The sequence below is a fragment of the Granulosicoccus sp. 3-233 genome (assembly GCF_052681095.1).
The window spans coordinates 243612-257715 of the sequence record NZ_JBQYLE010000011.1 but is presented as its reverse complement, the minus strand read 5'-3'; the positions used below and the strand labels follow the sequence as shown (position 1 = coordinate 257715).

Genomic DNA, 14104 nt, shown 5'->3' with positions numbered 1-14104 from the left:
ATCTGCTTGAGCATAAGCGAGCGAGGACACAGAAGCGTCGAACTCACTTTCAGTACGCGCAGATACAGACACTGCGGAATGAGCTGATCAATCGAGCCGGGCGTTTGGTGAATAATGCAGGCAAAGCTATTCTGGAGATCGGAATCAACCCAAAACTCCTGGTAACCTTTCAGGCATACGAGCGATCCGCTCAAAACGCGGCGTAGTTTTGTCACATTGAGGCTAACCCTCTAGAGAGTGCGACCTTTCCACGGCGCACTGAGATTCTCGGGCTAGTCGATTGTCTGGTCAAAATGTTGGCTAGTCTAAATGGGTGGTGAGCGTCCAGATTCATTATGTTATAGATATTTACGGCTGCTTGGTTATCAACCGTTGTCACTAACGGTTGGTAAGTCATTTCTGCGTCGCGATTGAATCTTGTCATGGGACAGAAACAAAACGTAGATGAAGTTGACAGTCAAGTACATTTTAATCTGTATGCAGGAATTTCGGATATGCCAATTTGATTGTTGATTGATAATGACCTGGCGACAGAGGAAACCACAGGAAATTGTGTGGGTAGCTGTTCGCTTGCAGCGCTATTCGAATAGTCCTGATAATCAGTGGGAGGTAGTCCAATGAACCCCGTTGCATTGCTCGCAATCTTCGTCGCCTTGTGGTCACTAACTCATTTCTGGATTGTGCCACTGTTGCAATCTGGTTGGAAGACGAAAAACTTGCATCAGAAAGTGGCAAAGATCGGCATACTCGCCGCGTGTGAAAAGCTTAGAGATGCTGCTGGTGCCGCACTGCTGTCTCTGTGTCTAGTGGTGTTTCTGATCTGGTTGTTCGATCTCTTCTCAGGCATTGACCATTCGGCGGGTCAGTCCCTGATAAATGGTTTGACGAGTCTTCATCGGTCCGTTAGTGATTTCGTGGAAAACTACGCCACCACGGCTATTTGGATCGGCATCATCGGATCGGCTATCGCCTTGTATCTGGTGGCTAGACATGCCAGGTCGCGGGTGGTCGCAGCATGGACGACGAGAGCCGAACAGATTTTCGAGCAATTGAGCGCTGATCCGAACCGTCTTCTTGCGTACGCCGATGAGCCTGAGTTGTCCGAATTGGTGGAACGGGTCGCCGGGTTGTTACGACGGCTTTCCGAGATGGGCGTGTCCAAGGAGTTGCTGGCTGAGCGTGAGCAGTTGAGGGCGGAGCTGGGCGATCTGTTCTCTCTGACTGCGATGGAGATTGCACGCAAGGAGCTCGATGTGGAGGAGGTTCTTTCCGTGAATCAAACGCAACAGCCTGAGGATCAGCCGAATCTGCTGGCGCGCGTGCTGTCTAGCAGGCGGCTCTCGGCTGACCTTGAGCTGGTTAATCGTCCACTATCCATGCTCGTCACCGCATTGCTGGTGATCTCATTGATCGGATGGACGTCGGAGCCGCTCGCCGATAGCATGCGGCTAGCAGTGAACAACCTGCGTGTCCACTCGCTGCAGGCCGATCTCGAGCGGGAAGTCAATACGGTAGTCGAAATCGCGGAAGTCGAAGAAGACGACGGCACGGACGACGAGTTGTTTGACCTCGATGCTGCCGAACGTGTCGCTCGCGTGTCTGCGCATGTGGCGCGAGTCAGTCTTCAGCAGATGATGCAATCCGGTATTCTGGAGCGAAGCGCCGGTGTTCGGCCAGCGAGGCATTCGCGCACCGATTTCGTGCGAGCTGCCGTTCTGCGGCAAGAGATAGCATCGCCGATTGGTAGGTCGGAACGCTTGCGAGCTGCGGCCAGCGAAAGTATCGGCCCTCGTTTTCAGGAACCTGAAACGGTACTACGTCGAATCGAGCGAGATCTGGCACCCGTCCTCGAGGCCTTGGATCGACGAGACCCAGGCTTGCTGGCAAGGCTGCATCAGCGAGTGAATCAACGATACGGCATTCCCATGGGAGCTCTGGATGCGCAAGGGAATCTCATTGCGAGAATGGTTGGGCAGACCTTCAGTGCCGGTGGTGGCAGCCTGGACAACGAGCTGGCCAGGCAAGGTGCAGATTTGGCTCGGGAAATCGGGGAGAAGGCCGTTGGAAAATGGTCAAGAGCGTACGCCAATCACTTGGTGGTAGAGACACTGCTGGGACAAGCGCACAGTGAAGTGGCCGAAAAAATGAGATCATTCCGGTTCAGCTTGACCCCGGAATCGGAAACATTGGTACGCCAGGTGGCATCGGATTCGGCCAGAGGGTGGAGAGCCACGGCGGCGGAGGCGGTCGATCAGCGGATTGCCAGTCAAGTGGCGCAGAGCGTTGCCGATCGCGCCCCTGTTAATCAACGCGCGGCTATCGTGAGGAATTTTGGTGGCTACTCCGAGATTTTCCCGACAGTGGCCCAAGGTATCAGTGAAGGCCTAGGACAGGCCATTGGGCAAGATGCTCCGCGTCGATCGTCATCGACGAATTTCCGCACAGCCTCTCGAAGCTTCAAGGTGCGTGGTGTCCTCTTCGGTCAAGATCCTGAAGCAGATGATTTCGATGTGAGACAAGTCGACTGGAAGTGGCAGGGTGAAGGTCAAGTATCGTTGAGTATCGAGAACGGTGGCAGTGCCCATGAGATCGGTGTGTTTGATGCGGGCATCCTCAATCAGGCTCTGCGCTATGCAGCAGACCAGCGAGTGGTCGCTGTCACCATCACGCCGGGCGATGGGAATCTCATGTCTCGGCTGACCTACCTACACCCGGCTTTAGCCGATACGCCGTTGGGCTGTCGCGTTATCGAAGCGGACCGCCTCGTGGACTCCTTTACCTTCAACACTGAAGAATCTTTGGTCGACCCGCGATTGCGGGACATTGCCGAGCAGCGCATGGCCATCCGTCGCTGGCAATATTTCGCGATGATTGCCGAGGGCATTGCTGCGGGCGATGAGTCGTACTGCTCCGCAGCCGGGTTTCAGAATGTGGTGGCTGACGGTGTGGTAGTGCCAGAGGATCTGGCCATGCGCTCACGAGAGTTCATGGATACAGACCTCGGGGAGCAAGCTTCCTCCGTTCTGGTGGAGAAGACCTTGGCTTGCGCGGCGGGCGATCCGGTTCAGGCCGGGCAGTGCCTGTGCGACGGCTTTCAGGGAACCAGTCTGCCGATTCGTTACTGGTACCTTGAGGACCATACTTCCCAGTTCAGGGAGAAAGAACGCAGATTGGACGATAAGTTCGAGTTTGCGGCCTTGTCAGACAACGCTCTTGACCACGTTGATCTTTGGCTGCATACCACTTTTGCTGCTCGCAGTCGCTACGACGGTAGGGCCGATGAGTCCACCGCAAAGGCACTGGATTTTTCGGTGGATCAGATGAAACGCGTCAACGGTATATTGAAGGAAGAAAAGATTCCCGAATACGCGATAGAAACCCTTGGAATGTCCGCAGACGAATTCATGATTCCCTTGGGGCAGTTCCTGGTATTGCAGAGATTCTTCCGGGCATCCTTCAATGACAGACTGGGGGAACAATTTCCCTTGGGTAGGTTGATCGAGCTCGAGCAACAGACCCGGCAATACGTTGAATACCAGCCTACAATGCGGTGGGAGCCTGTGCCTGGTAACGAGCAGCAATTTTATCAGGCTCTTGAAGGTGCTGGCGAAGAGGCGGTTTCTCTATTCGACAACCACTACTCAGATATCTGGAACCGCATCGAAAATAACCTGCCCATGTGTGGTCCGTCCTCAACACACCACGGCGTATCAACTCTTCAACGTCCGTAGTGTATCGGAAGGTGCAAGAGGGTGAGGGATCAGAAGCGCAGGGCACCGCCTTTAGTACCGAAGGTACTGCAGCCGACAGGCGGAACCCTGGTAGATTCCGACGGCGCAGCCGACCACGGATGGATCTCATCAATGGGTGTCCGTAGGATACATCTTGCCATCAAGGCACTGACCGAGCAGACAGGATCGCTGATCCGAAGCCGCGAGATCCGTAAATATATATCGTTGTAAACCGTAGTTTTACGCCGAATGGGAACGCCACTCTAAATACTAACCGGTAGTTACAGGTCATTTGAAACTAAATGCAAATCGAGTGACTAAGAAAAAGTCGCGCCACGCCGCGACTTGATCCGTTGGTTGAACGAGCCCGACGTCGTATCGGTGGCTCTTCTTTTATAGTAGATAAATTGAATGGGGCGTTGTCTTGCCGGCGGCATGGCCTTGTTCAGGGCGAGCGCGGCTCTCACCCTGATTGATAATCATCTGTGCGATTGTCATATAATGCAGCTAAGACCCTCAATCGTCGGCAAAGCTGCCTCGCAAACCCGGAATCATCCGATGACGATTTCGAAGCAGCGCCACTCCAAGCCATTCCCATGACCGCAAGAACGCTGTGCTGAAAAAACAGTCGATTCCACCTGACTATCTGAAAGCCTTCCAAACCCTGCTATTTCTCATCACTCATTTGGTCCCCGCTGTGTATCAACCTGCCACAGCACGAAATCCATTATCAACAGCTCCAAACCATAATCATCAGGTATTGCCTCCGCACCGATCTTGTTTCTTTGCATTTCTCGGGTACTGAGGTGGAGTAACAGGGACGTAAGGATAGCGTCCGCGCTGTTTGGTTGCCGTTGTGCTTGGGTCGCTTCCACCGCGCACATAAACCTTCGACGGATCATAAGCCGGCCCAAAGTCCCACGATGGAAAGCGGCCGTGCTTCATGGCGTTCTGAACGAAGATGCGCTTGCGCTGTGATGTCCTGATACGCTGGTCGAGATCATCTTCATCCCAGCGTGCCTGCATTTCGGCAAACATCGCGTTCATGGCGTCCTGATAAGCGGGATCTTCCGACAAATTGACCAATTCAAGCGGGTCTTTTTCAAGATCAAAGAGCATCTTCGGATCGGTCCGGCTGTGTACCAGTTTCAGGTTACCCTTGATCATGATCAGTGCGGGGGCATAGAGGCCTTCGCCGTTGAATTCAATGAATATCTTGTCGTCAGCGCTTCCACGAGCAGGTAAATCGAACAGGCTGCGCCCGTCATGAGGGGCTACATAGCTGTCGAATTTTCCATCGCTTGCAATGTCCACAAAGGTCGGCAGCAAATCAACCAGCGAGACCAGCGCGTCTTCCCGGTGGCCGGCTTTCAGTTTTGGACCCTGTGCAATCAGTGGTACCCGGACCGATGCCTCATAAGGGTTGAACTTGAACCACATACCTCGTTCTCCCAGCATTTCACCATGGTCTGATGTAATGAAAATATAGGTATTGTCCAGCTGACCAATGCTTTCAAGCGTCTCTACCAGACCGCCAATCAACTCATCGAAATGAGTGACCATCGCAAAGTAGCCACGACGCGCGTTGTAGAGTTGCTCCGGCGTGATATCGAACTCGTCTTGCCGGATGGTCAGAAAATACCTCTGCGCCCAGGGGTCGCGGTCTTCATAGGGTATATGCGCGACTTCGGGCTCCGGGATGTCGATGCCCTCATACATGTCCCAATACTTCTTGCCAGCGACGAATGGGTTATGAGGTTGCGTGAAAGAGACATGCAGCATGAATGGCCTGTCATCAGTCGATCGCGCGTGGTTGTACATCTCTTGCCTGGCGGCGCTGAACACTTCCTCGTCGTAATCGATTTGGAGATTTCGCTCGCAATGCCCAGCCTCGACTACGCTCAGAAGGCTCATGACTGAAGGAGCATAGGGCTCGTCTGTCTGATCCCAATCTGCAGTCCAGGCAAAGTCGGATGGGTAGATATCCGTGGTCAAGCGCTCCTCGAACCCGTGAAGCTGATCAGGGCCCACAAAATGCATCTTGCCGGAAAGTGTCGTCTTGTAGCCAAGCGTGCGCAAGTAGTGTGCGAAGGTCGGCTCCGATGGCAGAAATTCCGCACCATTGTCGAATACGCCAACATCAGACGGCAATCGACCGGTCATCATCGACGCCCTCGACGGACCGCAAACCGGATTGTTGCAATAGCTGTTGGTGAAGGTTGTTCCGTTCCTGGTCATCTTGTCGATGTTCGGCGTAATGGCGTAAGGTTTGCCATAAGCGGACAGGCACAGGGCAGTCATCTGATCGGCTTGGATGACAAGGATATTCGGGCGAGACATGGCAGAATCCTGATTATTGAAAATTTACCTTCGGCCCGCGCAACTGAGGCGAACCGAAGGGCGGAGGTGACGAATCAGCCACCCGTTCTGGCGACGAACTCCTCGATACCTGGCACATTGATTTCGCGGTAGTAGCGTAATGCACCAGGGTGCAACGGAGAACCAAAACCGTTGAGGATCGTGTCTGCGGACACTCTGCTGAACGCGTGATGTACTCCTGCCAGAGCGTCAAGATTTTCGAAAATCGCCTTGGTCATCTGATAGACCCGTTCTTCGGGTACATCAGCCAGGATTACCAGTCCATTCGCCAGCCCGTACGTTGGGGTGTCGTCTTTGACATCTTCATAGGTGCCGCTCGGAATGGACAGCCGGAAGTAGGGTGGATAATCCGCACGCAGGGCATCAAGGAAGTCGTCTTCGACGGGAATAAGCTTCAGATCGCGCTGCGCACTCAGCTTGATCAACGGGGCAAGTGGGAAAGACCCGTTCCACAATGCAGCGTCGATGTTGCCGTCACTCAGCATGTCAACCATATCGCCCAGGCGAACCCGGAAAGGTTCAAAATCCTCACCAGCGACCTTGGCCATCAGTGCGTTTGCATCAAGCATGGAAACGCCACCCGGCTGGCCCATGCCAATGCGCTTGCCCTTGAGGTCTTCAATCGAGTTCACAGGCCCACCTTCAAGCGCAATGATGTGCATGGCAACCGGCGCAATCGACATCCAGGCCATGACCTTGCCGGCCTCCGAGCCTTCGTAGTTCCCAGTGGCCGTATAGGCTTCATAGGCGGACAAGGACGTTGCCATCGAGGCTTCCATTTCCCCACCTTGCATCAAAGCGATATTGGCTACATAGCCTTTGGTTTCTTCGGCCGTAGCTTGCACGCCCTCCACGTTCTTGTTGATCACATCGGCGATACCTGCCGACCAGGTGTAGGCGGTACAGGTTACGGGGCAGGAGCCGATTGACAAGTAGTCCGCGGCCTGTGTGAAAGTCGGGACGACCAATGTGGTCGCTGTAAAGAGAATGATCTTGAGGTCAAGCTTCATCTGGTATCTCCCTCCGGGGTTTGATTTTGTGGTTATTACCCTGTCTTGGTTTCTGTTTTTGCCAATGGTGTAGCTCGGCGTGATGTCCAATAGACAAGGGCTGCTAAAATTGCGAAGGCGGCAAGATCAATACGCCAATCCGAGTTCATGAAGAAAATGGCGGCTATCGCAAAGATGAGACGTTTGACCATGCTCAGACGGTCAGTGAAATACCCCATCAGGGCGGCGCTGGCACAAATGCCGCCCAGGATCGCAGTGACGAAGGACAAGGTGATCTGAACCCATGTCACCTCCAGTCCCAGGATCGCGGGGTCATAAACGAAGAAGTAGGGGACTGCAAATGCTGCCATGCCAAATTTGCAGGACAGCACCGCTATTTTGAGAGGGTTGCCGTTTGCAATTGAAGCTGCAGCATAGGCTGCCAAGGCTACGGGCGGAGTTATTGATGACAGCATTGCTGAATAGAGAACAAAGAGATGCGCCGCCAGTAGGCTGACGCCGAGGTCTACCAATGCAGGGGCCACCAGTGTGGCAACCAGGATGTAGGCCGCTGCGGTCGGTAGGCCCATGCCCAGAACAAGACAGGTCAGCATCGTCAAAACCAGCGCCAGAGGCAGCGAGCCGCCCGAAAATGCGACAACCAGGGTCGAGAACTTCAGTCCGATACCCGTCAACGTGATGATCCCGATGATTACACCTGCAGCGGCACAGGCCAGAGCGACGGGGATAACCGCGTTGGTGGCAGCGATACAGGTATCGACAATCCGGCGCGGAGTGAGGGCAGTTGCCCTGTTCAAGTAGCTAACCATGGTGGAGGCCACGATCGCCCAGAATGACGACAACATGATCGAATTGCCGTTAAGCAGCATGCTGACGAAAACCGGTAATGGGATCAGAAGGTAGGAATGCTTGAGGATCGACCCCCATTCCGTAATCGAATCTGCATCACGTAAGGCCGGGATGTTGCGCTTGATGGCCTCGAAATGGACCATTGCCAGTAGAACGGCGTAGAAGATTACCGCTGGCAGGAACGCGGCTTTGGCGATAGTCAGATAGGAGGTTTCGGTGAATTCCGCCATGATGAAGGCCGCCGCGCCCATGACTGGCGGCATCAATTGCCCACCGGTAGACGACACGGCTTCAATTGCTCCAGCTGCTTCCTTGCGGTATCCACTTTTACGCATCAGAGGGATCGAGATTGGTCCCGTTGTCAATACGTTGGCAACCGCAGTACCCGAAATCATGCCCATCAGGCTGGATCCGACAACTGCCGCCTTCGCGGGCCCACCGCGCATCCGTCCGGTAAGAGCGGTCGCAAAATCCATCAATACCTGACCTGCGCCGGTCTTCTCGAGTAAAGCGCCGAGCACAACGACTCCAGTAACAAAAGTCGCACTCACGCCCAGCGGTGTGCCGAAGATGCCACCCCCTCCGAGATAGATCTGTGATGCTACCCGCTGAAGTGAATAGCCACGATGCGCCAGTGGGGCGGGCAAATAGGACCCAAATAGTCCATAGAGAATGAAAATGCTGGCAAGCAGGATGATTGGCCAACCGATGGTGCGGCGACAGGCATCGAACAGGGCAATGACTAGTATGGCGCCAAAATAGATCTCGTATTGCGTTATCGACCCGTACCGATTGTTGATCGCATCGAAATTGAACAGTTGATGGCCCGTCGCAATTACTGATCCGACGAGCATGAGAATGATCCAGGCCTGCCTGATCAGAACAGCCGGGCCTTGTGCATTGTCGGTATCGCGGAGGAGTGTCGCCTTGAGAGACATTGAGAAAACGAGGATCATCACAAGCAAAAGATGAGCGCTACGTTGGATGCCATCCGGATAGACGCCAAAGAAAGCGGTATAAAGCGTTAATCCGACAAGGATTACTGCAGTAATCGAGATGACAAGCGAGAGAGCTTTGGCGTACGCCGAATCACCCATGGAAAGCATCCTCTGAGTGTTTTGACGTGCGCGCAAACCGGTCGTAGTCAAAACGGTTGGAATAACAAAACGCGTGCAAAGCCAGCAGCGCCGCAGATTCCACCGAGGCTATCGTGCCCTTCACCAATTGGTAAGACCCTTGCGGATCGTAGTCGAATTGATGCTTCAGTACGGCCTCAAGTGCATTGAAATAGCAGTCATTCGCGCCAAGATAGCCGCTGATGATCATCAACTTCGGGCCCAGAAGTTTGGCGACACTATCCAGCGCAGGGGCGAGTTGTTCACCGGCCTCAGCAACCAGATCGGTGGCTTCCGGGTCATTGAGGGCGGCTAGCAGGGAGTTGGCATAGAATGATAATTTCGATGTGTCAAAAGCCCGATGGTCCAACTTGCCCATCCGCGACAACAGTCCAAAACCCGTTGCCGAGAGGTTGAGACAATCATGTCGATCGCATACGCAAACCAGAGGCCGATCTTCTGCCCGAAAATGTCCCAACTGACCGGAAATTCCGGAATTTCCTCGCACCAAACGGTGGTCCGAAACCACACCCGCACCAACGAAAGTCGCGACGTGAATCAGCGTGAAATCGGCAACATTGCGCGCGGCACCAAACCGCATTTCTGCAATGGCTAGTGCATTGGCTATGTTTTCAATTTCGACAGGTAGATTGATCACCTTCTGGATTTCGCGACGGAACTGACCACCGTCGTTTAACCAGCCAAAGTAGTCGGATTTCACGATCTCACCACGGTCGGGCAATGTTCTGGCGGACAGTGCTACTCCGACGCCGGCAATTCGATCAACGTCTATACCAGAGGTTTCAATCAAGTCTCGCAACGCATGGGCGTAGACCCGAGCGGCATCAGGCACATTGTCAAACGGAACATTGTCAAGACGACTGCTCGCGCGATGCTGACCATCCGCGTCACAGATCGACACTTCCGAATGATAGGCAGACACCGTGATCCCTACTGCAAACAAGCCATCCTTCACGATATGAAGGCCGGTTTTCGGTCTGCCGACGTGCTTCTTCTTTGTTCCGGACTTGGCTTTTTCCCTGGCGTTGGATTCTTCGATGATGCCAGCGGCCAGTAACTCTCTGACAATTCGGGTTGCGGCCATTTCCGAGAAGCCGCACATGCGTGCCAACTCAGCTCGAGAAATGCCCGGCTCCGCCTTGATTCGCGACAGAATCATCCCTCGGTGGGTTTTACGAAGGCTTGAAGGTGTCGCGCTCGCATTTGAATTAATAACCATATGTTGGATAGTAATTCACGACGAGCGATTTTTTCAAGCATTTTTTACGGGCTGCAGGATTATGAGCCGTTCGAAGCGAACATCCTGGGATCCACGCTTTGGAAAATCCGTTTTGAATCAGATGCTTGTCTTGGCTGTATGACAGATTACCTTGAATTCAAGGCACTGGAGGTCAACGTCATTCAATGATCCGGAATCGCTCACCAAAAGATAATTACCGTCTGCAGTGAGCAATAATTCATGTCTTCACACCGTCAAATATTCAACTGTCACGCTTATAGTGAAAGTCAGGTACTTGTCTGACGAGAGGCTGGTCTCGACAATGCCCGGTACTGTCGCGAATGGGATCTTGACTTGCGCAGGTCTATGTCAATTCTGGTGCTGTTGACTCCAGATTTAGCCATCGCGGACTTTCATTGTCAGCTGGGGGCAATTTGGGCCTGGATCCCCCTGCGTCGACTTCCAGGAGTTGAGCATCAGATAGCACTCCGCCATCAAATGCCTGCTCAGGGGGGCTGGGGGAATTGATGAGCCGATTACGTAGACAGAATTCCAATAAGGCCGGCAATCAGGCGGATACAACCTTGCACTAATAGCAATACACAGCACGCCTCATCATGAGCCTGTTGATTATCGATTTGTATATCAAACAGTCGCATAGTCAACCCAATTCTGAGTTAAGAAATCCGGGTGGATTTCAGTACAGACCATGGCGGAGAAGTGGTTGCCGTGGAATTATCCAACCGGAAAGTGAACAGTCGGTTGTTAGGTCATTTGTTCGATTATGTTGTGTACTACAGCCATGAGCTCACTCAGATCAAGAGAACAAGGATTGGGAAGAGGCATTGCGATCGTTCCTCGGAACCAGGCAACTACCTGCCGTCCCAGTAGAGAAACCCCCACGACTCTGATACCTTGCAATGTAGCGTTGTCATTTATGCTGAAACACAGGAGTGTCCTGTATGAATTACCCCAGTCGCGCCATATTGTACGCCACGCTCGTCACCGTCCTGAGTGCTTGTTCCAGCAACGATGACGGTGACTCGACAGGGGGCGTCGTCGGGGGTGGTCTGCCGCTGATAGCAACCGATGGTACGGTGGAGGCAAGCATACGATTCACGACGGGAGGCGTGCCGCACATCCGCGGTGAGGATTTCGCGTCGGTGGCCTTCGGTGCGGGTTATGTGCAGGCCAGCGACAATGTGTGTCTGATTGCCGAGAGCATCGTCAAGGTACGAGGGGAGCGTTCGCTGTTTTTCGGCCCGGGTGAGAACAATGCCAATATCCTGTCTGACTTCTCATACAGGATCATCACTGCGCCGCCTGGCGGTGCTCAGAGTGTGGAACTGACTCCGGCCAGTGAGGCACTGATTGACGGTTTTGCTGCCGGTTACAACCAGTACCTCAGGGAAACAGACAGTGGTGAGCTGCCTCCAGCCTGTCGAGATCAGCCATGGGTGCGGGAAATCACGCGCGAGGATCTGGTGGCCTACTACACCTCCGTTGCGAAATATGCCAGTGGTGATCTGTTCGTAACCGGTGCCATCTATGCGGCGGTGCCGCCAGGCAGCTCTGCACAAGCTACGGTGGTCGTCGATGAAAGCAGCAGTGCCAGTCTTTCCTCGTGGCAGAATATCAACCTGAAGGAGGCGGTCTCACTACGCCTGCCGAAAGAGACGGGCCTGGCCAGCAATGCCTGGGGCATTGGTGCCGAGCTGTCGGAGGGTGGTCGCGGTGCGCTGTTGGCCAATCCGCACTTTCCCTATAGCGGGCCACGTCGTCTGTACCAGATGCACTTGAGTGTGCCGGGACACTACGACGTCAATGGCGCAACGCTGACCGGTGTGCCATTGCCATTGATCGGTTTCAACGAATCGGTGGCCTGGTCACACACGGTCAGTACCGGTACTCGGTTCACCTGGTATGAGCTGACATTGGCCGAGGGCGATGAGCGTGCCTACGTGAAGGATGGTGAGACCATTCCCTTCACGGCGCGCACCATTCAGATTGCCGTGGCGAACGGTAGCGACACGCCCACGCTACTGGAACGCGAATTCCTGTTCTCCGAATACGGTCCGATGCTGGCCGCTGACCTCATCACCAATGGTGCACTACCGGCCTGGGGTGTCAATGGTACCGCCTATACCTATCGCGACGCCAATGACGATGTGTCGGCGATGATAGATAGCTGGCTAGGCATGGGCATGTCGCAGAATCTGGACGATTTTCAGCAGGTGTTCAAGGCGTGCGGCAGTACCTTGTGGACCAATACCGTCTATGCCGACGCTGATGGTAATGCCTGGTACATCGATTCTTCGTCGGTGCCGCACCTGTCCGATGAAGCGCTGGCGGTCATCGACGCAAAGCGTACAGCCAGTGCCGACTACGCGCAGCTGTTCGACAATGGCATCACCTTGCTCGACGGCAGTACCTCGCGCGACGATTGGGTCGAAGGTGATTGCCTCGGACGGGTGCCTTACGATAAAAAGCCGGCGCTGGCGCGTCGCGATTTCGTGCAGAACTCCAATTCCAGCCACTGGCAGAGCAATCCGGCGGAGCAGCTGACCGGTTTCTCCGCCCTGTATGGCGATGAATCCTTGCCGGTGAACGAGCGCACGCAACTGGGACTTCGCATGTTGCAGAACCCGGACGAGCCCGGCTTTGCGGCAACCGCTCCGGCAGGTCAGGACAGCCTGTTCGGTGCCGGCGAGCTGCTCGATGTGATCTGGAACAACCGTGGTCTGTATGCCGAATTGGGGCTGCCAGAGTTGCGTGAACGCTGCGTACTGATCGCAGATACTCCGGTGCCGAACAGCTCCAACACCGCCCGCTCGGTGAGCGAAGGCTGTGCCGTTCTGGCTGGCTGGGACGGGCTCTACAACATCGACAGTGTCGGTGCTCACGTCTACCGAGTCTTTCTGGCGAAGCTGTTCAACAGTGACGCAGTGGAGATCGACGTACAGTTCGACCCGGCAGATCCGGCCAATACGCAATACCTGCTGCCGACCGAGGGGCGCGGCACGGCAGAGGATATCGCCTTGCAATTGCTTGCCGACGCGCTGGATACGCTGGACGCAGCGGGTATTGCCTACGATGCCGCACTGGGTACGGTACAGACCTGGACGCCGTCTGGCGGTGTTCCACCGGCGGGCCTGCTCGGCGGACAGGCCGCAGTGGCGCTGGCAGACCCGATACCTTGGCATGGCGGTATCGGTAGTAACGAAGGTGTGTTCAACGCCATAGGCGTGGTTCGTTCGCCGGTTCACGAGGACACGATCTACCCGCGCATCAACAACCCGACGCTACCAGCGAGTGAAGGTCTGTCTGCCACCAGTGGTGAAGGCTGGGCCATTGGTCGGGGTACGAGTTGGCACTTCGGTCTGGAATTCACCGACGAGGGGCCATTGGCTTATGGCTTGTTGAGCTACTCGCAATCCACCGATCCGGGCTCTGCGCACTTCATCGATCAGAGTCTCGACTATTCAATGAAAACACGGCGGCAACTGCTCTATTCGGAAGCGGATATTGCCGCGAATCTGTTGCCAGACACTGAGCTTGTGTTGTCCGGTACCGTGGAGGGTGAGTAGGGGAGCCCGCCAACGATCCGGCGGCTGATACGCCGAGCAGACAGGCTCGCTGTCCGGCGACCATAGCACGCTGCATCTCGCTCCTGACTTGTTGCATCATCCCGGAATGAGCACGCTGCAGATCGCCCCTGCCTTGTCGCATCATCCCGGCATGAATGAGAGCGGGCTGCGTTCCGTATCCGTCAACTTTTCA

7 protein-coding genes are annotated in these 14104 nt (G+C 54.7%); 2 read left to right on the top strand and 5 right to left on the bottom strand.

From position 1 onward, the window contains the following. Positions 1-215, bottom strand: a 215-nt coding sequence (locus ACUNV4_RS24595) for a hypothetical protein (RefSeq protein ID WP_430881292.1), incomplete at its 3' end; no start/stop codon positions are given. Positions 216-617: 402 nt separating this feature from the next. Between ACUNV4_RS24595 and ACUNV4_RS24590 the strand changes: the two genes are divergently transcribed. Next, positions 618-3731, top strand: a complete 3114-nt coding sequence (locus ACUNV4_RS24590) for a hypothetical protein (RefSeq protein ID WP_430881291.1) — start codon at positions 618-620, stop codon at positions 3729-3731. A gap of 753 nt (positions 3732-4484) precedes the next feature. Here ACUNV4_RS24590 and betC read toward each other — a convergent pair. From betC to ACUNV4_RS24570, 4 genes are all read right to left on the bottom strand, one after another. Then, positions 4485-6071, bottom strand: a complete 1587-nt coding sequence (betC, locus tag ACUNV4_RS24585) for a choline-sulfatase (RefSeq protein ID WP_430881290.1) — start codon at positions 6069-6071, stop codon at positions 4485-4487. A gap of 74 nt (positions 6072-6145) precedes the next feature. Further along, a complete protein-coding gene (locus tag ACUNV4_RS24580; RefSeq protein WP_430881289.1) occupies positions 6146-7210 on the bottom strand; it encodes a TAXI family TRAP transporter solute-binding subunit in 1065 nt (354 codons plus the stop codon). Next, positions 7156-9066, bottom strand: coding sequence for a TRAP transporter permease (locus tag ACUNV4_RS24575; RefSeq protein ID WP_430881288.1), 1911 nt, complete (start codon positions 9064-9066; stop codon positions 7156-7158). The genes ACUNV4_RS24580 and ACUNV4_RS24575 overlap by 55 nt, the downstream gene beginning before the upstream one ends. Next, on the bottom strand, positions 9059-10264 hold the full coding sequence (locus tag ACUNV4_RS24570) for an ROK family transcriptional regulator (RefSeq protein WP_430881287.1): 1206 nt from the start codon (positions 10262-10264) through the stop codon (positions 9059-9061). Before ACUNV4_RS24570 ends, ACUNV4_RS24575 begins: the two co-directional genes overlap by 8 nt. A 1022-nt stretch (positions 10265-11286) precedes the next feature. Here ACUNV4_RS24570 and ACUNV4_RS24565 point away from each other — a divergent pair. Then, the gene (locus ACUNV4_RS24565) at positions 11287-13911 is read left to right on the top strand and encodes a penicillin acylase family protein (protein ID WP_430881286.1); all 2625 of its coding nucleotides are present in this window, start codon (positions 11287-11289) and stop codon (positions 13909-13911) included. Positions 13912-14104 lie beyond the last annotated feature (193 nt).

Excerpts from the sequence above, each read along its gene's own strand:
- ACUNV4_RS24565 (WP_430881286.1), top strand. The coding sequence starts at position 11,287 with ATGAATTACCCCAGTCGCGCCATATTGTACGCCACGCTCGTCACCGTC.
- betC (WP_430881290.1), bottom strand. The coding sequence starts at position 6,071 with ATGTCTCGCCCGAATATCCTTGTCATCCAAGCCGATCAGATGACTGCC.
- ACUNV4_RS24575 (WP_430881288.1), bottom strand. The coding sequence starts at position 9,066 with ATGGGTGATTCGGCGTACGCCAAAGCTCTCTCGCTTGTCATCTCGATT.
- ACUNV4_RS24590 (WP_430881291.1), top strand. The coding sequence starts at position 618 with ATGAACCCCGTTGCATTGCTCGCAATCTTCGTCGCCTTGTGGTCACTA.
- ACUNV4_RS24570 (WP_430881287.1), bottom strand. The coding sequence starts at position 10,264 with ATGATTCTGTCGCGAATCAAGGCGGAGCCGGGCATTTCTCGAGCTGAG.